This is a genomic window from Methylobacterium sp. D48H, from assembly GCF_053345715.1.
The window spans coordinates 247,853-270,168 of sequence record NZ_JBKFAP010000003.1 but is presented as its reverse complement, the minus strand read 5'-3'; the positions used below and the strand labels follow the sequence as shown (position 1 = coordinate 270,168).

The 22,316-nt window shown below is 72.0% G+C and carries 22 protein-coding genes; 13 read left to right on the top strand and 9 right to left on the bottom strand.

What is annotated here, in order from left to right:
• Positions 1 to 13 precede the first annotated feature (13 nt).
• Genes fliG through flbD form a run of 4 tightly spaced genes read left to right on the top strand, consistent with a single transcriptional unit; the run spans position 14 to position 3,442 of the window.
• The gene (gene fliG / locus ACLBX8_RS10055; RefSeq protein WP_020090834.1) at positions 14 to 1,072 is read left to right on the top strand and encodes a flagellar motor switch protein FliG; all 1,059 of its coding nucleotides are present in this window, start codon (positions 14 to 16) and stop codon (positions 1,070 to 1,072) included.
• Positions 1,069 to 1,680: a FliH/SctL family protein gene (locus ACLBX8_RS10050; protein ID WP_020090835.1), complete on the top strand. Its 612-nt coding sequence runs from the start codon at positions 1,069 to 1,071 to the stop codon at positions 1,678 to 1,680. The genes fliG and ACLBX8_RS10050 overlap by 4 nt, the downstream gene beginning before the upstream one ends.
• Before the next feature lie 10 nt (positions 1,681 to 1,690).
• Positions 1,691 to 2,023 carry a flagellar motor switch protein FliN gene (gene fliN, locus ACLBX8_RS10045; protein ID WP_012321962.1) on the top strand — a complete coding sequence of 111 codons (333 nt, stop codon included), beginning with the start codon at positions 1,691 to 1,693 and terminating at the stop codon, positions 2,021 to 2,023.
• Between the two features lie 57 nt (positions 2,024 to 2,080).
• Positions 2,081 to 3,442, top strand: a complete 1,362-nt coding sequence (gene flbD, locus ACLBX8_RS10040) for a sigma-54-dependent transcriptional regulator FlbD (protein WP_020090836.1) — start codon at positions 2,081 to 2,083, stop codon at positions 3,440 to 3,442.
• Positions 3,443 to 3,557: 115 nt separating this feature from the next.
• Here flbD and ACLBX8_RS10035 read toward each other — a convergent pair whose 3' ends face one another.
• Both ACLBX8_RS10035 and ACLBX8_RS10030 read right to left on the bottom strand, forming a co-directional pair.
• Positions 3,558 to 3,842 carry a hypothetical protein gene (locus ACLBX8_RS10035; RefSeq protein WP_020090837.1) on the bottom strand — a complete coding sequence of 95 codons (285 nt, stop codon included), beginning with the start codon at positions 3,840 to 3,842 and terminating at the stop codon, positions 3,558 to 3,560.
• 103 nt (positions 3,843 to 3,945) lie between these two features.
• Positions 3,946 to 5,256, bottom strand: a complete 1,311-nt coding sequence (locus tag ACLBX8_RS10030; RefSeq protein ID WP_020090838.1) for a capsule polysaccharide transporter — start codon at positions 5,254 to 5,256, stop codon at positions 3,946 to 3,948.
• Between the two features lie 180 nt (positions 5,257 to 5,436).
• Here ACLBX8_RS10030 and ACLBX8_RS10025 point away from each other — a divergent pair, with 180 nt between their 5' ends.
• Genes ACLBX8_RS10025 through fliP form a run of 3 tightly spaced genes read left to right on the top strand, consistent with a single transcriptional unit; the run spans position 5,437 to position 7,788 of the window.
• Complete coding sequence (locus tag ACLBX8_RS10025; protein ID WP_447715045.1) at positions 5,437 to 5,877, top strand: hypothetical protein; 441 nt, start codon at positions 5,437 to 5,439, stop codon at positions 5,875 to 5,877.
• A 55-nt stretch (positions 5,878 to 5,932) separates the two neighbouring features.
• A complete protein-coding gene (locus ACLBX8_RS10020; RefSeq protein ID WP_056531434.1) occupies positions 5,933 to 7,000 on the top strand; it encodes a lysylphosphatidylglycerol synthase domain-containing protein in 1,068 nt (355 codons plus the stop codon).
• Between the two features lie 29 nt (positions 7,001 to 7,029).
• Complete coding sequence (gene fliP / locus ACLBX8_RS10015; protein ID WP_447715055.1) at positions 7,030 to 7,788, top strand: flagellar type III secretion system pore protein FliP; 759 nt, start codon at positions 7,030 to 7,032, stop codon at positions 7,786 to 7,788.
• Positions 7,789 to 7,807: 19 nt separating this feature from the next.
• On the opposite strand, the gene ACLBX8_RS10010 is transcribed toward fliP, so the two are convergent.
• The 4 genes from ACLBX8_RS10010 to ACLBX8_RS09995 form a co-directional block, all read right to left on the bottom strand.
• Positions 7,808 to 8,287, bottom strand: a complete 480-nt coding sequence (locus tag ACLBX8_RS10010; RefSeq protein WP_447715044.1) for an AAA family ATPase — start codon at positions 8,285 to 8,287, stop codon at positions 7,808 to 7,810.
• Positions 8,284 to 11,715, bottom strand: coding sequence for a hypothetical protein (locus tag ACLBX8_RS10005; protein WP_447698290.1), 3,432 nt, complete (start codon positions 11,713 to 11,715; stop codon positions 8,284 to 8,286). Before ACLBX8_RS10005 ends, ACLBX8_RS10010 begins: the two co-directional genes overlap by 4 nt.
• A gap of 137 nt (positions 11,716 to 11,852) precedes the next feature.
• Entirely contained in the window at positions 11,853 to 12,542 is a 690-nt protein-coding gene (locus ACLBX8_RS10000; protein ID WP_056531428.1) for an invasion associated locus B family protein, read from the bottom strand.
• A gap of 102 nt (positions 12,543 to 12,644) precedes the next feature.
• Complete coding sequence (locus ACLBX8_RS09995) at positions 12,645 to 12,821, bottom strand: hypothetical protein (RefSeq protein WP_020090845.1); 177 nt, start codon at positions 12,819 to 12,821, stop codon at positions 12,645 to 12,647.
• 375 nt (positions 12,822 to 13,196) lie between these two features.
• Between ACLBX8_RS09995 and ACLBX8_RS09990 the strand changes: the two genes are divergently transcribed.
• Positions 13,197 to 14,642 (top strand): homospermidine synthase, encoded by a 1,446-nt coding sequence (locus tag ACLBX8_RS09990; protein ID WP_091676273.1) that lies wholly within the window; start codon positions 13,197 to 13,199, stop codon positions 14,640 to 14,642.
• A 183-nt stretch (positions 14,643 to 14,825) separates the two neighbouring features.
• Here the strand turns inward: ACLBX8_RS09990 and ACLBX8_RS09985 are convergent, their stop codons facing one another.
• The 3 genes from ACLBX8_RS09985 to ACLBX8_RS09975 all read right to left on the bottom strand — a co-directional run bounded on the left by ACLBX8_RS09985 (position 14,826) and on the right by ACLBX8_RS09975 (position 17,350).
• Positions 14,826 to 15,719: a transporter gene (locus tag ACLBX8_RS09985; protein ID WP_020090847.1), complete on the bottom strand. Its 894-nt coding sequence runs from the start codon at positions 15,717 to 15,719 to the stop codon at positions 14,826 to 14,828.
• Between the two features lie 141 nt (positions 15,720 to 15,860).
• Positions 15,861 to 16,712: a metallophosphoesterase gene (locus tag ACLBX8_RS09980; RefSeq protein ID WP_170862887.1), complete on the bottom strand. Its 852-nt coding sequence runs from the start codon at positions 16,710 to 16,712 to the stop codon at positions 15,861 to 15,863.
• A 32-nt stretch (positions 16,713 to 16,744) separates the two neighbouring features.
• Positions 16,745 to 17,350 (bottom strand): cation transporter, encoded by a 606-nt coding sequence (locus ACLBX8_RS09975; protein WP_091676268.1) that lies wholly within the window; start codon positions 17,348 to 17,350, stop codon positions 16,745 to 16,747.
• A 189-nt stretch (positions 17,351 to 17,539) separates the two neighbouring features.
• Between ACLBX8_RS09975 and croR the strand changes: the two genes are divergently transcribed.
• The 5 genes from croR to ACLBX8_RS09950 all read left to right on the top strand — a co-directional run bounded on the left by croR (position 17,540) and on the right by ACLBX8_RS09950 (position 22,316).
• Complete coding sequence (gene croR, locus ACLBX8_RS09970; RefSeq protein ID WP_020090850.1) at positions 17,540 to 18,013, top strand: 3-hydroxybutyryl-CoA dehydratase; 474 nt, start codon at positions 17,540 to 17,542, stop codon at positions 18,011 to 18,013.
• Between the two features lies 1 nt (position 18,014).
• Positions 18,015 to 18,842 carry a TrmH family RNA methyltransferase gene (locus tag ACLBX8_RS09965; protein WP_447698289.1) on the top strand — a complete coding sequence of 276 codons (828 nt, stop codon included), beginning with the start codon at positions 18,015 to 18,017 and terminating at the stop codon, positions 18,840 to 18,842.
• 186 nt (positions 18,843 to 19,028) lie between these two features.
• Entirely contained in the window at positions 19,029 to 20,030 is a 1,002-nt protein-coding gene (locus tag ACLBX8_RS09960; RefSeq protein WP_447698288.1) for a helix-turn-helix domain-containing protein, read from the top strand.
• A gap of 232 nt (positions 20,031 to 20,262) precedes the next feature.
• Positions 20,263 to 21,852 (top strand): phytoene desaturase family protein, encoded by a 1,590-nt coding sequence (gene crtI, locus ACLBX8_RS09955; RefSeq protein ID WP_100250553.1) that lies wholly within the window; start codon positions 20,263 to 20,265, stop codon positions 21,850 to 21,852.
• 44 nt (positions 21,853 to 21,896) lie between these two features.
• Positions 21,897 to 22,316 (top strand): DUF2141 domain-containing protein, encoded by a 420-nt coding sequence (locus ACLBX8_RS09950; RefSeq protein ID WP_447715043.1) that lies wholly within the window; start codon positions 21,897 to 21,899, stop codon positions 22,314 to 22,316.

The following is a 22,316-nucleotide window of genomic DNA, read 5'->3' as shown; positions in this document are numbered from 1 at the left end:
CGAGGGCGACACGATGGCGGCAGGTGCGGCACTGGGTCTGGCGAACACGCTGGCGACGGCGGGCGGCGATTCGTTCGCGTCGATGCCCGGGCCGCAGCGCGCCGCCGCGCTCCTGCTGATGCTCGGGGAGGAGGAAGGCGCTCCGATCTGGCAGATGCTCGAGGAGGAGGAGATCAAGAAGGTCAGCGCCGCCATGGTCCAGCTCGGCACGCTGGAGGCGCAGACCGTCGAGAAGCTCATCATCGAGTTCGTGACCAAGCTCGGCAACAGCGGCGGCATCTCGTCGAACTTCGAGCGGACCGAGGCGCTGCTCCTCAAGATCTTCCCCAGCGATCAGGTCTCGCTGATCATGGCGGAGATCAAGGGCGCGTCGGGCAAGCGCGTCTGGGCCTCGATCGCCCAGGTCGACCCGGAGATCCTCGCATCGTTCCTGCGCAACGAGTACCCGCAGACCGTGGCGGTGGTGCTGTCGCGGGTGCGCGCCGACTACGCCGCGAAGGTGCTCACCATCCTGCCGGAGGACTTCGCCATCGACGTCCTCAACCGGATGCTGCGCATGGAGACGGTGCAGAAGGAGGCGCTGCGCCACATCGAGGAGACGCTGCGGGTCGAGTTCGTGTCGACTATCGCCCAGACCCAGCGCCGCGACGCCCACGAGATGATGGCCGACGTGTTCAACGCCTTCGACCGGCAGACGGAGGGCCGCTTCCTCGCCGCCCTCGACCAGGCGAACCGCGGCTCGGCCAAGCGGATCCGCGAGCTGATGTTCACCTTCGAGGACCTGCTGAAACTCGATCCGGGCAGCGTCCAGACCCTGCTGCGCAGCATCGACAACGAGACCCTGTGCCGCGCGCTCAAGGGCGCCAACGAGCCGACCCGCGGCTTCTTCCTGAGGCAGATGTCGACCCGCGCGGCCAAGAACCTCACGGACGAGATGGCCTCGCTCGGGCCGGTCCGCCTCAAGGAGGTGGATGAGGCGCAGGCCAAGATGACCGAGATCGCCAAGGACCTCGCCGAGAAGGGCGAGATCATGATCGCCAAGAATAGCGCCGAGGAGGAGCTGGTCTATTGAGCGCCCAATCCGCCCGGAGCGCGAAGCCGTTCCTGTTCGAGACCGACTTCCGCAGCGGCCGCCCCAGCGCCGAGGCCCTGCGCGCCGCCGAGACCGCGGCCCGCTCCGAGGCCGAGGCCCATGCCCGCGGCATGCAGGAGGGCCGGGTCCAGGCCGAGGCGCAGGTCCAGGGCCGGCTCGCCGACGCCATGACCCGCCTGGCGCTCGCCGCCGCGGGCCTGATCGCCCAGGCCGACGCGCGCGACGCCGAGCGCGAGGCGCAGGCGGTCGAGGTGGCGATGCTGATCGCCCGCAAGGTCGCGGGCGACGCCCTCGACGCCGCCCCGCTCGCCGGCATCGGCGAGGCGGCCCGGACGGCGCTCCAGCACCTGCGCGGCGTGCCGCACTTGGTGGTGCGGGTGCACGACGGCTTGGTCGAGGAGGCCGAGACCCTGGTGAAGCGCCTCGCGCGCGAGCGCGGCTACGAGGGCCGGCTCGTGGTGCTGGGCGACCCCGACATGGCGGCGGGCGACGCCCGCATCGAGTGGGCGGACGGCGGCATCGTTCGGGAGCGCGCCCGCATCGAGGCGGCGGTGCTCGACGCCCTCGGCCTGCCGACGGGCCCGTGAGGAGATCCTGATGTCCGACGATTTCAGCCTGCCCCAGCTCGGTGAGCACGACACCGACTACGCCGCGGGCTCGATCCGCGACGCGCCCACCACCCCGAAGACCGCGGCCGACCTGGAGCAGCTCTTCGACGTGCCCGTGATGGTCTCGGCGGTGCTCGGCTCCGCCCGGATGCCGATCGGCGACCTGCTCCGGCTCGCGCCCGGCGCGGTTCTCGAACTCGACCGGAAGGTCGGCGAGGCGATCGACGTGTTCGTCAACAACCGGCTGGTGGCCCGCGGCGAGGTCGTCCTCGTCGAGGACCGGCTCGGCGTGACGATGACCGAGATCGTCAAGGGTGAGTGATTTTCAGCCGCGGACGCCGGTGTGCTGTCCGCGCGCGGGTTTTGAGAGGGACGAACCATGCGGCTCCTGATGATCGGGCGGCTCAACGGCGAGCTGATCACCGCCTCGAAGATCGCGATGCAGCGCGGCGCCGCCGTCACGCAGGCCGACGCCGTGCCGCAGGGCCTCACCGTCCTGCGCGCGCGGGGCGCCGATCTCATCATGATCGACGTGGGTCTGCCGATCCGCGACCTCGTCACCGCGCTGGAGGGAGAGCGGATCCGCACGCCGGTGGTCGCCTGCGGCGTCTCGGCGGACGCCTCGGCCGCCGTGGCGGCGATCCGGGCGGGCGCCAAGGAGTACATCCCGCTCCCGCCCGATCCCGAGATGATCGCGGCGGTGCTGGAGGCGGTCGCCACCGACCGCGCCGCCTTCGTCTGGCGCGACCCGTCCATGGAGCGGGTGGTCAAGCTCGCCGAGCAGGTCGCCCGCTCCGAGGCCTCGGTGCTGATCACCGGCGAGAGCGGCACCGGCAAGGAGGTGCTGGCCCGGCACGTCCACCAGAAGTCCAACCGGGCGGGCAAGCCCTTCGTCTCGGTGAACTGCGCGGCGATCCCCGAGGCCCTGCTCGAATCCGAGCTGTTCGGCCACGAGAAGGGCGCGTTCACCGGCGCGGTCGCCCGGCGCATCGGCCGGTTCGAGGAGGCCAATGGCGGCACGCTGCTCCTCGACGAGATCTCCGAGATGGACGTGCGCCTGCAGGCGAAGCTGCTGCGCGCCCTGCAGGAGCGGGTCATTGACCGGGTCGGCGGGACCGCCCCGGTGCGGGTCGACATCCGCGTGCTCGCCACCTCGAACCGCAACCTCGCCGAGGAGGTCCGCAAGGGCACGTTCCGGGAGGACCTGCTCTACCGGCTCAACGTCGTCGGCCTGCGGCTCCCGCCGCTGCGCGAGCGCCCGGCCGACATCCTCGAACTCGCCACCCACTTCGCCCGGAAATACGCCGCGGTGAACGGGATGCCGGTCCGCCCGCTCTCCGCGGAGGCCCGGGCGCTCGTGCTGCGGAACCCGTGGCGCGGCAACGTGCGCGAGTTGGAGAACACCCTGCACCGGGCGGTGCTGCTCGCCTCGGGCGACGCGATCGGCCCGGAGGCGATCCTGTCGCCCGAGGGCGAGACCTTCGCGGTTGAGGGGCCGGCCGCGCGCGCCGCCCAGGTCGCCGAGGCCGCCACCCGCGGGCTGGTGGGCCGGACCGTGGCGCAGGTCGAGTGCGACCTGATCCTCGACACGCTGGACCACTGCCTCGGTAATCGGACCCACGCGGCCAAGATCCTCGGCATCTCGATCCGGACCCTGCGCAACAAGCTCAACGAGTACGTGTCGGCGGGCCTCGACGTGGCCGAGCCCGGCAGCGTCCGGGCGAGCGTCGCCTGCGGCTGACGCGCATCCACGGAGCGGCCCCGGCGCGGACGCGCCGGACGACGGCGAACGTCACGGATGTGAAGGGCCGGGCGTACTCGTGCCGTAACGGGGGCGGACCGGCGGCGGTGACGCCCTAGCGCCGCCCGCTCTGGGCCGCCTTGTGGGCTTCGGCCTGGGCCGCGAAAGCCGCGTCGAGCTTGCGCAGGGATTCGTAGCGGGCGACGTCGCCCTCGACGTCGCGGATCGTCTCCTCAACGAGGTGGCGCTGGAGGGCGACCCGCGGGTCGTCCGGCGGGAACGCCTCCCGCTCCTGCAGCCGGAGCACGGCCTGCCGCACGACCGTGTAGACCGCCTCGCGCTCCTCACGGGTCATCGACGGCTGGATCGCCTTCGCGACGAGATCGGAGAAATCCGACATGGACCGTTAGACTTCGCTCATCCAGGTGCGCCCGGTTGGCCGGGCCGCCTCCCTCTACAGATCGCGCGGCCCGGGATCCAGATCCCGGGAGCCGCGGATGCCGCTACATCCTCTGGTCGCGGATGCCGGCGATCAGCAGCGCGGACGAGCTCCAGATCACCAGGAAGCAGAAGAACGATACCAGGAGGGAGTGGCCCCGCTCGGGATAGAGGCTGTCGGTCGGCAGGACCGGCGGCACGAACGTGGCCAGGAAGATGTGCTGCTTGCTCGCCGAGATGCGCGCCCGGTCGAGCAGGCTGTGGGCCGATTCCTCCAGCTTCTCGGCGATGGTCCGCTCGACCAGCAGGCCCTCGTACTGGAGCAGCGCCTCGGTCATGTTCTGGCCGCCGGCGGCGGCGTTGGCGCTCGTCAGCTCGTCCTGGAGCGACTTCATCTGCTGGTCGATGGCCGCGATGTTGGCCACCAGCGTCTGGATCGAGCGCGAGCGCTCGTCGAGGCTGGAGCCGCGCAGGACCTGCAGGTCGTTCTCGGCCTTGAGCTTGTCCTTCCGCAGCAGGGTCAGCGTGGTCAGCGTGCCCTCGGCGGTCTTGATCGGATCGATGACACCCCACTGATTGCGGAATGCCTGCAGCGCCACGTGCGCCTTGCGCAGCCGGTCCTGGGCGACCTTCGCGTCGGCCTCGGCCTGGGCGACCATGTCGGCCTGGGCGCGCTTGGAGATGTCGTTGATCAGCGCCTCGGAGCGCGACACCACCGCCTGGGCGATGGTCAGGGCGTCCTCCGGCGTGAAGGCGCGCACGGACAGGCGGATCACGCCCGAGATCGAGTCGATATGCGCCTCGACGTGCTTGCGCCAGTATTTGGTCAGGTCCTCGATCGGATCACTGGGGTCGAAGCGGGCCCAGAAATCCGCCTCGGACCGCGAGAACATCTTGGAGATGCCGATGCTCTTCTCGAGTGCCTCGACCAGCGTCTGGCTGTTGATGTAGTCGCGGACGATGAAGCTGTCCTGGCTGTTGTGCTTCTGGATGAGGTTCGTGTACTGGCCGAGCGAGATGTTCTCCATCGGCTCGACGTTGCCGCGGACCGCGAACTGGGCTTCCGCAACGTACTGATTGGACGCGAACGCGAACAGGTACAGGCCGACCACCAGGGTCGGCAGGAGCACGAACAGTCCGACGCGGCGGATGATCCGCGCGCCGTAGGTCGAAGTGTCCTCCTCGCGGGGACGCAGGCCCGGCAGACGGCTCCAGTCGAGGCGCTGCCGCACGGTCGCCACGAGGGCCCGGGCGGTCCGCTTCTCCGGCACCGGCCGGATCGTCTCCGCGCTGCGCCGCAGCTCCGTCATGGTCGGAGCGGCGAACGTCACGATCTCGCCTTCGCGCGTGTCGTCCTTGACGTCGTCGAAGCTCATCCGCTCTTTGTTCCTGGGTCTGCGCCGGTTCCGCTGCCGCGGCGCCGGCCGAGGGGCGGCCCGTGCGCGGTTACCGGAATCCCGTTCTTTTAGGCCCTTTTTATGGCGCCCGGCCCGACTGCTGCACCGCGGCGACGGGCGCCGTAGCCCGGGGCCGGTATCGCGTCCTACAGTCTCCGAATGATGACAGAACCGCGTGCCGCGGCCCCGGATGGCTCCCCTGATGGCTGCCCGACCGGCCGCACGGCCAAGACCAAACTCTCCGAGATCGTCGTCGTCTGCTCGAAATGCGCGAAGCGGCAGGGCCTGCGCGGGCGGGACCTCCGCGCGGCGCTGAAGAAGGCCGGGAAGCGGGCCGCCCGCGACGGCGGCGCACGCCGGCGGAAGTTGTGCATCGTGGAATCGGGCTGCCTCGGCCCCTGTCCGAAGCGCGCCGTGGCGGTCGCGACCGGCGCGAGCCTGGCCGAGGGCCGGGTCGTCCTGCTCGATCCCGCCGCCGGGCCCGCCGAGGCGCTCGCCGCGGTGCTCAATCCCGTCCTGCCGCGTCGCAGGGTCCCCGAATTCGGCCCCAATACCGCTCTAGCGGCGATACCACCCGACGAATCGCCGCCGGTCCGCTAACCGGCACAACTTGGAGCGCGCTCTTGCCCGCCTCTCGACGCGAGGCCCGCACACCGTGACCGGCGACCCTGTTTCCCGGAAGCGGCGGGCGGCCCACGCCGTGCTGCGTCGCCTGCCGCTGTTCGGCACCCTGATCGGCCTCGGCCTCGCCGTCTGGCTCGTGGCCACCAACGATCTCGCCGCGGTGGCCGCGGCCTTCGGACGGATCGGCGTGGCGGGCTTCGCCGGCGTCACGCTGGTGCGGATCGTGGTGATCCTGCTCTGCGGCCTCGCCTGGGCGCGCATTCTCGACGGGCTGGCGCCCGCGACGGCTTCGGCCTGCATGATCCTGCGCTTCGTCCGCGAAGGCATCAACGTGCTGCTGCCCGTGGCCTCGGTGGGCGGCGACGTGCTGGGCGCCCGCCTCCTCACCTTCTGGGGCGTCGCCGGCTCCCTGGCGGCCGCCTCCGTGCTGGCCGACATGCTGTTTCAGGTGGGAACGCTCGCCCTGTTCGCGGGCCTCGGCGCCGGCCTCCTGAGCCGGGTCGAGGGCGCCGAGGCGGCCGCCCTCGCCAGCTGGACGCTGCGGACGCTCGTCGTGGCCGGGCTGGCGGTGGCGGCCTTCTTCGCCTTCCAGCGGACCGGCATCGTGCGAGTGCTCGAGGATCGCCTCGCCGCCCTCGGCCGGCGCTTCGTGCGCGACGCCGAGGCGCGCCCCGAGCCGAACCGCCGGATCCAGGGCGCCCTCGACACGGTCTGGGCTCCGGGCCGCCGGGGACACCTCGCTCAATCGTTCGCGCTCCACGCCCTGGCCTGGCTGCTCGGCACGGTCGAGGTCGCGGTCGTCCTCGCCTGCATCGGCGTGGACCATGTCGGCTGGGCCGACATTCTCGTGATCGAGGCGCTGAGCCAGGCGATCAAGGCCGCCGCCTTCGTGGTCCCGAGCGGGCTCGGCGTCCAGGAGGGCGGACTGGTGCTGGTCTGCGGCCTGTTCGGCATCGATGCGGGGACCGCCCTCGCCCTGTCGCTCGCGCGCCGCGTGCCCGACGTGGTGCTCGGCCTGCCGGCCCTCCTCGTCTGGCAAAATCTCGAGGCCCGCCGCGCCGGCGTTCGCCCGGCCACACCCACCTGCGACCGTCCGTGACCCGAGACCTTCCCGTGCCGACACGCCTGATGTGCCAGGTTCCGAAGCTGCGCCTGCCGCCGGTCGCGCTCGCCGCACTGGTCGCGCTGGCCGGCGGAGTGCTCGCGGCCGGTCCGGCCCTCGCGCAGAGCGTCACCCTCGATCTCGGTGCCGGCGGCACCACCGAGCGCGCCCTCCAGCTCGTGGCGCTGATCACCGTCCTGGCGGTGGCCCCCTCGGTGCTGGTGATGGCCACGGCCTTCACCCGCATCGTCGTCGTGCTGTCGATCCTGCGGTCGGCGCTGGGCACCCAGACGGCGCCGCCGACAGCGGTGCTCGTCAGCCTCGCGCTGTTCCTGACCGCCTTCGTGATGGCCCCGACCGGCCGCGCCGCCTACAGCGCCGGTATCGAGCCGCTGATCGCCGGCCGGATCACGCAGGCGCAGGCGTTCGAGCGCGCCTCGGCGCCGTTCAAGACCTTCATGCTGCGCAACGTCCGCGAGAAGGACCTGAAGCTGTTCCTCGACCTCGCCAAGGTGCCGACGCCGAAGGGCCCCGAGGATGTCGGCCTGGAGATCGTCACGCCGGCCTTCATGATCTCGGAGCTGCGCCGCGCCTTCGAGATCGGCTTCCTGCTGTTCATCCCGTTCCTGATCATCGACCTCGTGGTCGCCTCGGTGCTGATGGCGGTCGGCATGATGATGGTCCCGCCGGCCACGGTCGCGCTGCCGTTCAAGCTGATCTTCTTCGTGCTGGTCGACGGCTGGACCTTGGTGGCCGGCTCCCTGGTCCAGAGCTACGGCGGCTGACGGCGGCCGTGCCGGGCCGTCAGCCGGCGCGGGACGTCGCGTCGACGATCCGGACCGCCGCGAAGCCCTCCGCGCGCGACGGCGGCTCGAACAGACGGTCGACGGAGCGGATGCTCTCCTCGGGAACCTGTCGGTCGGCGGCGCGCCGCCGGTTCCCCTCGAGGGCGACCGCGAGCGGCGCGCGGATCCAGACCGCCTCCGCGGCGACGCCGCAGGCTCTCGCGATGGCGAGGATCGGCGCACGGTGCCGCCGGCCGGGCAAGGCGGTGTCGAAGTAGACGCGGCCGAGCCGGGGCCGCTGCCGGGCGATCCATGTCGATTTGCCGGCCCCCTGCAGCCCGCACACGACCACGAGCCGCTCGACCGAGTCCGCGGCGAGCGCCGCGCGCAGCGCCGCGAGGGCCAGCCGCCACGCCTCGGCGTTCCGTTCGGGCGTCCAGACGCGGCCGCGCTCGGTCTCGAGGAAGGCGTCCGGGTCGATGACGACCGCCGCGCTCACCCGGGCGGCGCACCGGGTGTCCCGGCGCTGCTCTGCTGCTGTCCGCCCTGGGCACCGGCGGCGGGCGCCTCGCCGCCCGCACCCGGCGCCTCGGGTCGACCGCGCGCGGGCGCGGCGGCATCCGGATAGCGCTTGCGATACTCGGCGAGGAAAGCCGACAGCGTCTGGACCTTCGTGGCGCGCGCCGCGATGTCCCGGAAGCCCGGTGCCCGGGTCGGGTCGGTGCCGGTCAGGAGCGCGAAGGTGCGGGCGTCCGGGCTCGCCGCCATCCCCTCCGAGAATTTCGCCTTCAGCCGCTCCAGGCCCACGGCCTCGTGCGCGAGATCGTAGGCGATCGCGGCGCGCACGATGTCGGCGCGCGCCTGATCGTCCAGCGGCTGGCCGGACTGCCACGTATCGCCCAGCAGGGCCTCGTGGGCCTCCCCGGCCTCGCGCCAGCGGCGCGCGCCCCAGTAAATGTCGGCGCGCAGACGCTCGATATCCGGACCGCTCTCGTCCTCGATCGTTTCCAGCGCGAGGTCGGTGCGGGTCAGGTCCGACAGGGCCCTGGCGCGGACCAGCCCGCGGGCGCGCTTGAGTTCGCCCGGAAGCTCGGGCAGCTCGGTGGCGTCGAGGACCTTCAGGGCCTCCATCGGCTTGTCGTCCATCAGCCGGACCGTCGCGAGCCGCGCCGCCACCGCGGATCGCGCCGGGCCGGTGAGGCGGTTGTCGATCTGGTACTGCAGCAGGTCGGCGGCCGAATCGAGGAGGTCGAGGGTCACGAGGCGGTCGGCCAGACGGCGCACCACCTCGTCGCCGCGCCGCCCGATCGGGCTCAGCTCACGGAAATCGAAGAAGAGCGACACGGCCTCGATCCCGGAGAGCTTGTCGCCCTTGTCGGTGAGGTAGAGGTTCTCGAAGGCCGTCTGCGCGTCCCGCGCCAGGGCCGCGGTCGCGGGGGCGTTCGGCGCGAAGACGTTGGCCCGGCGCACCACTGTGAAAGCGTCGCGCCACCGGCCGGCGGCGAGATAGAGGCGGGCGAGACCGGCGGTGATGCCGTCCTCGACCGGGCCGCCGTGCCAGGTCAGGGCGAGCCGCTCCAGCCGCTCGATGGCGGCGTCGGGCGCGAGCTTGCCGGAGGCCTGCGCCAGGAGCGCGCCCCTGAGCGCGGCCTCGACCGCGACCGGACGGACGGCCGAGTTGTCGAGGCGCGCGTAGGCGTCCAGGGCCGCCTCGGTCTGGCCGGTCGCCTCGGCCACGCGGGCGCGAACCATCGCCAGCCGGTCACGGATCCAGGGCGGCAGGTCGCGCTCCGCCTCGGCGCGCGCGGCGGCGGTCTCGGCATCGCCGTTCTCGATCGCCGATTCGGCGGCCCGGGCCCGGATCGTCTGCGCGACGTCCGCGGGATAGCCGTCGGCCAGCGGCAGCACCTTGAGGAAGCCCGTTTCCGCCGTCTTCCAGTCGCCGGCCCCGGCCGAGGCCATCGCGCGCCACAGGGCGGCCTCGCGATCGTCGCTCAGGAGCGGGACGCTGAGGGCCTTCAGCGCCTCCGCGCTCCGGCCGATCCGGACCAGGGCGATGCCCCGCAGGACGGCAGTATCGCGCTGGATGGCCAGGAGCGGATCGTCGGCGGCCGCGATCTCCAGTGCGGTGAGGCCCTCGTAATCGAGGCCGTTGGCGAGATCCGCGCGGGCCAGCGCCAAGCGGGCCGGACCGCGCTCGGTCGGCGTCGCCGCGACGGCCGCGTCGAAGAGTCCGCGCAGGGTCGCGCGGACATTCCCCATCCTGGCGCGCTCCCAGGGCTCCTTCGCGATCGCGAGGGCCCCCGCGTCGACGAGCGCCACGTCCGGCTTGCGCGCCGCCATGGACGCGGCGAGCCCGCCCTCGCGGCCGATCGAGACCCCGTCGAGTTCGGGCCGCACCGCCAGATCGTCGGCGCCGGCGAGCACCGCGAGGCCGTGCCGGCTCGGCAGGATCTCGAAATCGACGAAGCGACGGTTCTTCGGATTGCCGACGGGGCGCTGCGCGGCCGACGTGACCACCGCGATCCGCTCATCGTCGAGGGCGAGCCACGTCGCCGATCCGGGATGCGGCAGCGTCAGGGTGACGGCGATGCGGCCGGACGGATCGGGCTTGCGTACGGGATCGATCGTGTCGCTCGGACTGAGCGCACTGCCCGCCGAGAGTTCCCAGGCCACGCCGGTCCCGGTGGTGACGGCGTTGAGATCGACGAGCCGACCCGGCGGAACCGGGAACCGCACGACCGTGAGCGGCCCCGTCCGGGCGGGTGCGCCCATCGGCGCGAGGCCCTGGCTCGACGGCGGGACGACCACCGGCTCGCCGGTCTCGAAGGCCAGCGTCGCGATCCCGCCGCGCTCGAACAGGACCGCCGGCGGGAGGGTCTGAAACGGGAAGAGCAAGCCTCCGCCGGCCCGGCGCGTCGGCGGCGGCTCGGGGGAGCGCGGCGCGACCGCCGGCGCAGTGACTGGCGCAGCGACGGGCGCCGTGACTGGCACAGTGACTGGCGCACTGGCCTGGGCCGGGCGCGGCGCGACCGGCAGCGGCGGCGCCTGCTTCGCGGCGGCGGGACCCGGCACGTCGACGGCGGTCGCGGCCGGCTCCAGAGGCTTGGGGCGGACCACGTCCACGTACATGGCGCCGTCCTCGCGCTCGGTGCCGATCCTGAACCCGTCCTCGGGCGTGATCAGCAGACTCGCCGAGTTCGCGTCGGTCTCCGTCGCCAGCTTGGCGATTCCGGGGCGCGGACGGCCGCGGGTGCCGCTCGGATCGATCGTCCAGGCACCGATCACCCGCACGCGCGTCACGGGTCCCTCGGCGGTCACCGTGGAGACGGCCTCCGCGGGGAGGCGCAGCGACAGCCGCGTCAGGGTCGGAAGCAGCGCGAGCTCGAGCGACAGCGCCCGGCGCACCGGCTCCGGCGTGCGCGCCCTGAGCGCCTCCTCGGCCGCCCGGGCCCGGCGGGCGAGGTCGGCAATCACCTCGGCCGGCAGCGGCGGCATGAGGCCGGACCAACCCTCCGGAAGCAGGTCCACGAACACGCGCTCGCCGGCCGACTGGACGTTGGCCCGGTAAGGGCGCTGCAGGGCGAGGCGGAGCCCCGTGCCGTCGGGATCGCGGCGGACGCTGGCGATGAAGGCCGGCATCTCGTCCGTGAGGTGCTCGGGCCCGGGCGCCACCCGCTCGCCGTAGCTCAAGAGCAGGACGCCGCCGGCGAGCTTCGCCTTGACCGCGACCGGCTTGTCGAAGGTGAGCACGATCCGGCCGTAGCCGCCGGCCCCGGTGCCGACCTCGCTGCCCTTGGTGCTGACGAGCCGCGCGGCCAGCGCGGGCGCGATCCCTGCCAGAAGGGCGAGCAGCGCCAGCGCCGCGGTCAGCACCCGCGCGCCGCGTCCTCGACCGTTCCGGGGTCGCCCGCCCACCGATCCCATCGCCTCGCCGATCCGAACCCGGCGCGCGGCACCCGAGGGACCGCGGCGCGCGGCGCCACTTCTCGGCGGGATCCTGCTCGACCGCGGCTAACGCTGGCTTAACCGTAACCGGAAAAGGCCGCGGGCCGCCGCGCGGCTCAGCCGCCGAGGGCGACGGCGCGATCGAAGGCCTGCGAGAAGCCCGTTAGGGGCACCGTGACGGTGGCCGGCTCGGTCCCGCCCGCCTTCTCGCCGGTCACGGTGAGGGCCTTGGCGGTGCGCATGCCGTCGAGGGCGAGCGTCGGGAAGCTGATCGCCACGATGCAGCCCTCGGCGCTGCAGGTCGTGTAGGGGGCGCCCTTGCCGAGGGTCTGCTCGTCGAGCTTGAAGGTCACGCCCGGCTCGATGGCGAGCCCGAAGGGCATCAGCACGATCCCCTCGGCCCGGCCGTTCGCGGGCGTCTGCAGTTCGAAGCCGAACTTGCGCCGGCCGGTCCGCGAATCGCCCTGGGACTGGGCCACGATGCAGGTGACCTTGTCGCTCGGGCGCGTGCAGGTCATCGTCCAGTCGCCGTAGCTCTCGCTGACGGTGCTGGCGCCGGCGGGCCACACGGCGTGCGCCGCAGCGGCCGCCGGCGTCGCGGCCTCCTCGGGCTTCGCCGCCTCGGTAGGCTTGGCCGCCTTGTGGGGAGCCGGCTTCGGCCGCGGCTTGGGCTTCGGCTTCGCGGGCGCCTCGGCGGCCGGAGCGGCGTCGGGTTCGGCATCCTGCGCGCGCGCCGCCAGGTTCGGGACCGCCGCAAGCGACGTCGCGATCAGGCTGAGACGCAGAAGCGCACGAAATGTCGACATGGAATCACGATCCCCCGGAGAGCCATTGGGCGGCAATGCCGCCTAATGCCCAAGCCGGGGCGACGCAATCGCCGGAGGCGGCGCCGGTGGGTTGCGCGCGTCTCAGAGAGGATTCGGGCCACCGATCGAGCGCGCGAGCGCGCAGCGGCGGGCGAAGGCACTCTCCGCGCCGACGCGCAGTGTGCGGGCGACCGCGAAGACGAGGGTCAGGAAGCCGGGATCGCGATCGGCGGTCTCGACGGCAGGGCCGGGGATCCGGGCGGTGATGAGCGCGAGCATGACGGACTCCAGGTGCGAGATCCCGGGCGTTTCGTCGCTCCCCAACTCTGCGGCCCTCTGCGCGGCCTTGCTGCATTGCAATATGAGGCCCGCGCCAAGAGACTGCCACTGAGCAGATGATGGGGTACGCATGCGCTGGATTCATACTTCGCGCGACGTTTCGGTGAGGGCGCGTTAACGAAGGGTAATGGGGGCGCGGTTGACCGGCGACGGGCAAGCCGCCATTGAGCGCGTTTCAGGCGACTCGGGCCCTGGACCGCACCGGCACCGCTCCGGCGGCGCGGGCCTGTCGCCGCACTGTCACACGCGCGCCATAACCCGCCCGCGAGCAGATGAGCGGACGCGCCCGGCGTCCGCCAGACGAGGATATCCCGCATGACCGACCAGCCGACCCATCACCCGATCCATGGCCGGATCACCGGCCCCATCGTGATGATCGGCTTCGGCTCGATCGGCCGCGGCACCCTCCCGCTCATCGAGCGCCACTTCGAGTACGACCGCGCCCGCTTCACCGTGATCGACCCGGTCGACACGCATCGGTCCCTCGCCGAGAAGCACGGATTGCGCTTCGAGAAGGTGGCCCTGACGCCGGAGAACTACCGCGACGTGCTCACCCCGCTCCTCACCGAGGGCGGCGGCCAGGGCTTCTGCGTCAACCTGTCGGTCGACACCTCCTCGCGCGCCATCATGGAGCTCTGCCGCGAGCTCGGCGCCCTCTACATCGACACCGTGGCCGAGCCCTGGCCGGGCTTCTACTTCGACAAGACCAAGAGCCAGGGCGACCGCACCAACTACGCGCTCCGCGAGAACATCCTCGACGCCCGCGCGCAGAAGCCCGGCGGCACCACGGCCGTGTCGTGCTGCGGCGCCAATCCCGGCATGGTCTCGTGGTTCGTCAAGCAGGCGCTCCTGAACATCGCCCAGGATACCGGCCTGCAGCGGCCCGAGCCAAAGACCAAGGCCGAGTGGGCCGCCCTGATGAAGGATCTGGGCGTGAAGGGCGTCCACATCGCCGAGCGGGACACGCAGCGCGCCAAGAATCCGAAGCCGCGGGGCGTCTTCGTGAACACGTGGTCGGTCGAGGGCTTCGTCTCCGAGGGCAACCAGCCGGCCGAGCTCGGCTGGGGGACGCACGAGACCTGGAAGCCCGCCAACGCCCGCGAGCAGGAGAAGGGGTCGCGCTGCGCGATCTACCTGCTGCAGCCGGGCGCCGACACGCGGGTGCGCACCTGGGTGCCGACCGCCGGGTCGCAGTTCGGCTTCCTCGTCACCCACAACGAGGCGATCTCCATCTCCGACTACTACACGGTGCGCGAGGGCGATAAGCCGGTCTTCCGGCCGACCTGCCACTACGCCTACCACCCGGCCGACGACGCCGTGCTGTCGCTCCACGAGATGTTCGGCAAGGCGGCCCAGGTGCAGGAGCAGCACCACATCCTCGACGAGACCGAGATCGTCGACGGCATCGACGAGCTCGGCGTGCTCGTCTACGGCCACGCGAAGAACGCCTACTGGTACGGCTCGCAGCTCTCCATCGAGGAGACCCGCCGGGTCGCCCCCTACCAGAACGCCACCGGCCTGCAGGTGACCTCGGCGGTGCTCGCCGGCATGGTCTGGGCCCTGGAGAATCCGGAGGCCGGCATCGTCGAGGCCGACGAGATGGACTTCCGCCGCTGCCTGGAGGTCCAGACCCCGTATCTCGGCCCGGTCGTGGGCGTGTACACGGACTGGACGCCGCTCACCGACCGCCCGGGCCTGTTCCCGGAGGACATCGACACCAGTGATCCCTGGCAGTTCCGCAACGTGCTGGTGCACGGCTGAGGCTTCCGCCGCGCCCCGTCAGTCGGGGCGCGAATCCGCGCCGGATCGGCGGCGCCGTCCTGAACGCACGAACGGGGCCTCCGAGATGCGACGATCTCGGAGGCCCCGTTCGTACGTCCCCCCGCCCGGCCCCGCGGCCTATGCCAGGGATGACACCGGCCCGGAGAGTTTCAGCCGGCTCGGCTACTCGGCCTGCCGCCGCGTCACGAGGGTGCGGCCCGGCTCGACCTCGTTCTTGTCCTGGTACAGCGGCACGATCGCGCGCAGCCAGCCGCGGACCTCGCGGCCGCCGTAATTGCGCTCGACCACGTCGTGCGTGAGGTAGGCCTGCAGGTTCACGGGCCCAAAATTGTAGCCGACGAGACCGCCCACCGCGATCTGGCCCTGCGGACGGTAGCTCGCCACGCCGGTAGGAAGGTCCGTCGACCCGAAGGCCACCGCGCCGATCTGCCAGGAACCGAATTTCTTCGTCATGGTCAGGTCGAGGTTCATGTAGTCCGGATAGAGGGTGCCACTGGGCGAGCGCGTGTCGAGGAAGACGCCGTAGAGCAGGTTCGCCGTGAGGTTCCAGCCCTGGCCGGTGTAGCTCAGCGCGAAGCGGTGGGTCAGCGAGGCCGACTGCGTCAGGAATCGCGTCTGGATCGGCAGGTAGCCGCCGAACAGGTAGCTGAAGCCGACGTCGCCGCCGAGGTCCCAGGCGAGCTGGGCCGCCAGCAGCTGCTGCCCGACGCCACTCTGATAGGGCGCGCCCTGGCTGCTCGCCGCCGCGACCGGCTGGGTGAAGAAGAACTGCAGGCGCGCACCGGCGACATCCCAGGGCGTCGCCCACGCGAAGGTCGGCAGGTTGACGTTGGTCGACGAGTCGCGCGGGAGCGTGCCGCGCACGCCGAAGCTCGACAGGTTCACGAAATACAGGCCGACCGGCAGCTGGTCGCCCACCGGCAGGCCGACCGTCTGTCCCGGCTGCGCCGCGGACGCCGCCCGCGCGGTCGTGGCCGTCGACGCGGCGGCGATCGGGGCCGAGACGGCGAGAGCCGCCGCCGCGACCCAACGTGACGTCAGGCTAAATCCGGCCATGAAAACCCCGAACCTGAGCCCCGTCATTCGGGGCCGATCAGGGTTTGACGGGCGTTCACTCCGACAGCATCCCGCCGTTACGGCCAAGCCGTGCGCGATCGCACGGCGTCGACAGACCGTTCTCTTGGCGGGAGGACTAAATCACGGATCCTCGACTTCGACGACGAAGTCGCCGCGGTAGGTCGTGCCCTCCACCGGGTTCGAGATCCAGCGGCAACGGCCGATGCGCAGGTCGTGGCCGGCGTGGAAATGCCCGGAGATCCACAGCTCCGGCCGCTCGACCTCCGCGAGGTCGTCGAGGGCCGTACTGGCGTAGAAGGCCGGCACCCACCAGGGGACGCCGGGCGCGTCCCGGAAGCGGTCGGCCGCGAGCGGGCTCGCCGGGTGATGGGTCACCACCACGGTCGGTCCGTCGTGCGGGGTCCGGAGCGCCGCGTGCAGGGCCGCCCGCTCGATCCGGTGTTCCGCCATCGCGTCCGCCGGCTGCCAGGGGCTGCCGTCGGCCTTGCGGATCGAGCCGAGATACTCCCGCGAGCCCGTCACCGGGTCGGTCATGCGCGACGCCGCGTAGGCCACCGGATCGTCGGGCCGGTTCGGCGCGTCCGGTGCGAGCCAGCGCCCCGCGAGGGTCCAGTCGCTCCACAGGGTGGTGCCGACGAAGCGGACACCGTCGATGACGCAGCTCCGCGCGTGCTGGAGCAGATGAATCCGCGCGCCGAGCCGGTTGAGGCGACCGACCTCGGCCTCGAGGGCGGCGATCAGCTCCGGCGCGGTCCGCCGGTCCCCGGTCGGCGCGTAGCGCTCGTGGTTGCCCGGCACCAGCACGATCGGCCGTCTCTGCGCGAGGTGCAGCAGCGCCGCGAGCCCCCGCTCGGGATGTCCCTCGTGGAGGTCGCCCGGGCAGGCGAGCAGGTCGAACGGCTCCGCGGGCGGCGCGATCCGGTCGAGGCGGCGCCGCTCCAGGTGCAGGTCCGAGATGGGGAAGATGCGCATGATGGTCGCTGCCGTGTCGCCGCTCGGGACCGCTACCGCGCGGCTCTGCGCTCGGCCGCGGCGGCCTTGAGGATGTCGGCGGCCGAGTCGGCGTTGAGGATCGCGATCCCGGCCGCCACCACGAGGTCGGGCCAGGGGGACGGGTGGAGGGCCGTCACCAGGCCGGCGGCGATGATCGCCAGGTTGGCGACGGCGTCGTTGCGCGCCGAGAGGTAGGCCGCCCGGGTCAGGCTGCCCGAGCCGGAGCGGTGCCGGGCGAGCATGAGCGCGCAGGTGAGGTTCACGGCGAGCGCGCCGAGCCCCGCGAGGGTCAGGGGCAGTGCCGCGGGGGCGGTGAAATCTGCGATCTTGCCGTAGGCCGCCCAGGCCCCCGCCAGCGCCGGCAGGAGCAGGATCCCCGCCATGGCGGTCCCGAGGCGGGCGCGGTTGCGCGCGCTCCAGCCGAGACCCGCGAAGATCAGCAGGTTGATCGCCGCGTCCTCGAGGAAATCGAGGCTGTCGGCGATCAGCGCCACCGAGCCGATGGCGAGCGCCACCGCGATCTCGATGCCGAAATAGCCGAGGTTGAGCGCCGCCACGCGGGCGACGACCGGGCGGAGGGCGGGCGGCGCGGGCCGGGGCGCATCATCGGCGATCACGGGACGCCTCTTCGCCGACGCGCGCGGCGCTGTCGAGCGGCCGTTGAGAAAAGCCTGTCCGCGGCTCAAGAAAGTTCGACGCCGTTACGCCTTTGTCCGGGTGGATTCGCCGCCTGGATCGTGCGACGCCGTTGCCGGAGCCGGCTGCACGAGACGAATGACCGGCCGGAACCGGAGGTCTGCCGCGTCATGCTGCCCGAACTGCGCGTGCTCTATTTCGAGGATCTCGAGGTCGGCCTGTCGGAGACCCTCTCGAAGACCATCGCCTCCTCGGACGTGGTGGGCTTCGCCGAGATCACCGGCGACCGCAACCCGATCCACCTGTCCGAGCACTTCGCCGCGCGCACGCCGTTCGGCACCCGCATCGCCCACGGCCTCTACACGGCCGGGCTGATCTCGGCGGTGCTCGGCACCCGCCTGCCGGGGCCCGGCGCCGTCTACATCTCCCAGACCCTGAACTTCCGCGCCCCGGTGCGGATCGGCGACGTCGTCGACGTCACCGTGACGGTGGCCGAACTCATGCCCGAGCGGCGGCGCGCGCGCCTCGCCTGCAAGTGCTCGGTGGGCGGTGAGACAGTCCTCGACGGCGAGGCCCTGGTGAAGGTGCCGACCAAGGCTGAGGCCGACCCGCTGGCGAACCGCTCCGACCGGTCCCAGGGCTGAGGTGACTCCGGTCCCGGAGCTCCTCGCCGACCCGGACGATCCCCGCCTCGAGCCCTACACCCGGATGCGCGAGCGCGACCTCGTGGGCCGCGCCGGGCGCTTCATCGTCGAGGGCGAGGTGACCCTGCGGCTGCTCCTCGGGCGCCGCAGCCGCTTCCGCGCCGAATCGATCCTCCTCGCGCCTGAGCGCTGGCCCGGACTCGCCGCCGACGTCGCCGCCGCCGCGGAGCCGCCGCCCGTGTTCGGCGCCTCGAAGGCGGTGATGAGCGCCGTGACGGGCTTCCCGATCCACCGCGGGGTCCTCGCGGTCGGCCTGCGCGGGCCGGAGCCCGGCGCGGCCGACCTCGTACCGCCGCCGCCCGCCCCCGCCCTCGTGGTCGGCCTCGCGGGCCTGACCAATCACGACAATGTCGGCGCCGCCTTCCGCAACGCGGCGGCCTTCGGGGCCGACGCCGTGCTCCTCGACGGGGCGAGCTGCGACCCGCTCTACCGCAAGAGCATCCGCGTCTCCACAGGGGCCGCCCTGATCCAGCCTTTCGCGCGGCTGCCGGAAGGGCAGGACTGGCTGCGGCTCGCCGAAACCCTCGATCTCCAGCCGCTGGCCTTCAGCCCGGGGGCGACCGAGACTCTGGACACGCTCGACGTCCCGGCGCGCGCGCTCCTGATCCTCGGCACCGAGGGACCCGGCCTCGATGCGGCGACGCTGGCCCGGGCGCGTCCGATCCGGATCCCGATGGCCGCCGGCTTCGACTCGCTCAACGTCGCCACCGCGGCGGGCGTCGCCCTCTACACCATCGCGCGCGGCCAGGGGCGCCTCGGCAGGCCGTGAACGCGCCGCGACGACAGCTCCCTCCGCCCGGGCCGGCCGTTTCCTGAACTCAGTATTCTCCGCGCGGACGCCGCCGAACAGGGCCGGCGCACAATCGTCCGCCTGCAACACATGGACATCTCGACGCCACGCGCGGGTGTGCGCAAGCTGAGATCTCAAGACCGTCACGACGCCGCGCCGGATCGCATGTCGAGTCTCCCGACGCTTCACTTCAACACCGATCCCCTCGAACCCGCGCAGGCCTTCGCGGCCTGGCGCGATCTGATGGCACCCATCGTTCGGATCGAGCAGATCAAAGGGGCTCCGGTGCCGCGCGGGAACCTGTCCTGCACGGTCCTGGGGGACATCCTCGCCAGCCGGATGGTCTTCTCGGCCCAGCACATGGTCCGCGATCGCCGCCACGCCGCGGCGACGCCGGATCACTTCACGTTCATGCTCTACGTGTCGGGTGGCCTGTCCGGGGACGTCGCGGGCAGCCCGGTGGTGCAGCAGCGCAACCGGATCATGGCCGCCAATATGGGCCGGGAACTCGATGCCCGCGGGGTGAGCTCCAGCGCGATCGGGCTGACCATCCCGCGGCGCCTGCTGGCCGACTGCGCGGTCGAGCGGATCCCGATCTTCCTCGACAGGGAGCGGAACCGTCTGCTCGTCGCCCGGCTGCACGCCCTGTACCGCCGGCTGCCGACGGCTGCCGCCGACGACGAGCCGGCAATCGCGGGTGAGTTGACCGGTTTCGTCCGCCGCCTGTTCGATCCGTCCGCGGCCTCGGACGTGCTGCAGGGCCCGGAATTGGATGCCGGCTTCGTCGCCCTCGTCGAGCGCCTGATGGATCTCCACCTGGCCTCGCCCGACCTCTCGCCGGACCGGCTCGCCGACGGGGCGGGCGTCTCGCGGACCGTGCTGTACCGCGCTTTCCAGAACGTCGGCGGCGTCATGCACCGCGTCTGGGAGAAACGGTTGGAGGCGATCCGGATCGCCCTGGAGGATCCGCTCGAGACGCGGGCGCTTGCGCGCCTGGCGAGCGAGCACGGCTTCAAGGATCCCGCACACCTGAGCCGCGCCTTCCGCACTCGTTTCGGGGTGACGCCGCGGGAATGGCGCCAGACGCGGAGGCCCCACGGCACCCGGACGTTCGAGCAGACGCCCGCCCAGGCCCACGCCTGGTACGAGCGTCTGGGCCAGCGCTGAGGCGCCCGCTCCACCGAGGACGGCCCGACACGCGATCCGGCGCTGGCGAGGCCGCCGGCGAGGCCACGGGCGGCCCGCGACGCGGCTCGCCTCGAGAAACCTTGCGGATGTGTATCCACGGTATGATCGTATACAGCGTTGTGCGCGCGACAAACGGCTGCAATTGCCGCGCGATGATGCGAAGCTAGCTTGGCTGCACGGGGTATCGGGATTCTGTGAGGAGTCGGGGACGTTGCTTCAGTCTGGGGATGGGTTGCGGGCGCTGACCGGACGCCGGGTGGCCGTGGTCGGGGCCGGACCGGGCGGACTGGCCGCCGCCCTGCTGCTCGCGCGGGCCGGGATCCACGTCACCATCTTCGAGAAGGACCCGCAGGTCGGGGGTCGGACGAAGACCGTCGAGGCTCCCGGCGGTTACCGATTCGATATCGGCCCGACGTTCTTCCTCTATCCACAGATTCTTGCGGATATTTTCGCGAGCTGCGGCGAGCGGCTGGAAGATCATGTCAAGCTCGAGCGGCTCGACCCGCAGTACCACCTCGTGTTCGAGGGCGCGGAGGGGATCTCGGGAACGATCCGCGCGACCGGCGACGTCGAGCGCCTGGAGCGCGAGATCGCCCGCCTCGCGCCGGACGACGCCAAGAACGTCAAGGCCTTCTTCTCCGAGAACCGGACCAAGCTGAACTACTTCAAGCCGGTCCTGGAACAGGCCTTCCACACCCTGCGCAGCATGGCGAGCCCGGCCATGCTGGCCGCCCTGCCCTACCTGCATCCGGGCCGGAGCGTGGACCGAGACCTCAAGCGCCACTTCGCCGACCCGCGGGTGCGCCTCGCCTTCTCGTTCCAGACCAAGTATCTCGGCATGTCGCCGTTCCGGTGCCCGAGCCTGTTCACCATCCTGTCGTTCCTCGAATACGAGCACGGGGTCTATCACCCGGTGGGCGGCTGCGGCGCCGTCTCCGAGGCGATGGCGGGCTTGGCCGGTCGCATGGGCGTGGACCTCCGGCTCAACAGCAACGTCGAGGAGGTGCTGTTCGACGGCAAGCGCGCCACCGGTTTGGTAGCGGACGGCGAGACTTTCAACGCCGACGCGGTGCTGATCAACGGTGACTTCGCGAAGGTCGTGCGCGCCCTCGTCCCGGAGCGGCACCGGCCGCGTTGGCGCGACGCCAAGATCCGGAAGGCTCGGCTCTCCTGCTCGACCTTCATGCTGTATCTCGGCCTCGAGGGGAAAATGCCCGACAGCCTCGGGCATCATACGATCCTCCTGGCCGACGGCTACGAGAAGAACATCCGCGAGATCACGGAGGGCACGCTGCCGATGCAGCCGTCCCTGTACGTGCAGCACGCGGGCTACACGGATGGCGGGATGGCGCCGCCCGGACACACGGCCCTCTACGTGCTGGTGCCGGTGCCCAACCTGAAGGCGGGGATCGACTGGGCGGCGATGCGGGAGACCTACCGCGCCCTGATCCTGGAACGGCTGAAGCTCCTCGGAATCGACGATCTCGAGTCCCGCATCCGTTACGAGCGGATCATCGACCCGACCCAGTGGGAGGAGGATTTCGCCGTCCACGAAGGCGCCACCTTCAACCTCGCCCACGACCTGATGCAGATGCTGTATTTCCGGCCGCACAATCGTTTCGGACCGGGGCTCTACATCGTCGGTGGCGGCACCCATCCGGGCTCCGGCCTGCCGGTGATCTACGAGGGAGCCCGCATCTCGGCCCGGCTGCTGATCGAGGAGCTTGCCGGTGCCCGCGCCGCCGCCGCGGCCGGCATCCCCGACACCGCCCCGCTGGCCACCTCCAGCGAGGCCTCGTGAGCGCGGCGACCGACCGGAGCCTTCTCCGGAGGCCGAGAGGACGCGTGACGGTTGCCGTGGCGGCCTGGTTCTGCGCCGCGACCCTGCCCGCCTGGGCCGCCGCGGTGCAGGTCGAGGTCGACGGCATCGAGCCCGGGGGCGGCCAGGTGCGCGTCGCCCTCTGCCAGGGCGGCCTCTCGGAGACGTCGTGCCTGCGCGGCGACGACGCGCCGGCCACCGCCGACCGGGCGCGGTTCACCTTCCTAGATGTCCCGCCGGGCACCTACGCGGTGGCGGCCTACCAGGACGCCAACGGCAACGGGCGCCTCGACCGGACCGGCCTCGGACTGCCGCTGGAGCCCTACGGCTTCTCGGGGGCCGTCGGGCGGCGGGCGCGACCCGATTTCGCCGAGGCGGCCTTCGCCCTCCGGGAGCCCGGCGCCGCCGTGCGGGTGCGCCTCGGCCGTGCCCTGCCGGGTCGGTGA

Excerpts from the sequence above, each read along its gene's own strand:
- fliG (WP_020090834.1), top strand. The coding sequence starts at position 14 with ATGGCGGCAGGTGCGGCACTGGGTCTGGCGAACACGCTGGCGACGGCG.
- fliN (WP_012321962.1), top strand. The coding sequence starts at position 1,691 with ATGTCCGACGATTTCAGCCTGCCCCAGCTCGGTGAGCACGACACCGAC.
- flbD (WP_020090836.1), top strand. The coding sequence starts at position 2,081 with ATGCGGCTCCTGATGATCGGGCGGCTCAACGGCGAGCTGATCACCGCC.
- ACLBX8_RS10035 (WP_020090837.1), bottom strand. The coding sequence starts at position 3,842 with ATGTCGGATTTCTCCGATCTCGTCGCGAAGGCGATCCAGCCGTCGATG.
- ACLBX8_RS10030 (WP_020090838.1), bottom strand. The coding sequence starts at position 5,256 with ATGAGCTTCGACGACGTCAAGGACGACACGCGCGAAGGCGAGATCGTG.
- ACLBX8_RS10025 (WP_447715045.1), top strand. The coding sequence starts at position 5,437 with ATGATGACAGAACCGCGTGCCGCGGCCCCGGATGGCTCCCCTGATGGC.
- fliP (WP_447715055.1), top strand. The coding sequence starts at position 7,030 with ATGTGCCAGGTTCCGAAGCTGCGCCTGCCGCCGGTCGCGCTCGCCGCA.
- ACLBX8_RS10005 (WP_447698290.1), bottom strand. The coding sequence starts at position 11,715 with ATGGGATCGGTGGGCGGGCGACCCCGGAACGGTCGAGGACGCGGCGCG.
- ACLBX8_RS10000 (WP_056531428.1), bottom strand. The coding sequence starts at position 12,542 with ATGTCGACATTTCGTGCGCTTCTGCGTCTCAGCCTGATCGCGACGTCG.
- ACLBX8_RS09995 (WP_020090845.1), bottom strand. The coding sequence starts at position 12,821 with ATGCTCGCGCTCATCACCGCCCGGATCCCCGGCCCTGCCGTCGAGACC.
- ACLBX8_RS09990 (WP_091676273.1), top strand. The coding sequence starts at position 13,197 with ATGACCGACCAGCCGACCCATCACCCGATCCATGGCCGGATCACCGGC.
- ACLBX8_RS09985 (WP_020090847.1), bottom strand. The coding sequence starts at position 15,719 with ATGGCCGGATTTAGCCTGACGTCACGTTGGGTCGCGGCGGCGGCTCTC.
- ACLBX8_RS09980 (WP_170862887.1), bottom strand. The coding sequence starts at position 16,712 with ATGCGCATCTTCCCCATCTCGGACCTGCACCTGGAGCGGCGCCGCCTC.
- croR (WP_020090850.1), top strand. The coding sequence starts at position 17,540 with ATGCTGCCCGAACTGCGCGTGCTCTATTTCGAGGATCTCGAGGTCGGC.
- ACLBX8_RS09960 (WP_447698288.1), top strand. The coding sequence starts at position 19,029 with ATGTCGAGTCTCCCGACGCTTCACTTCAACACCGATCCCCTCGAACCC.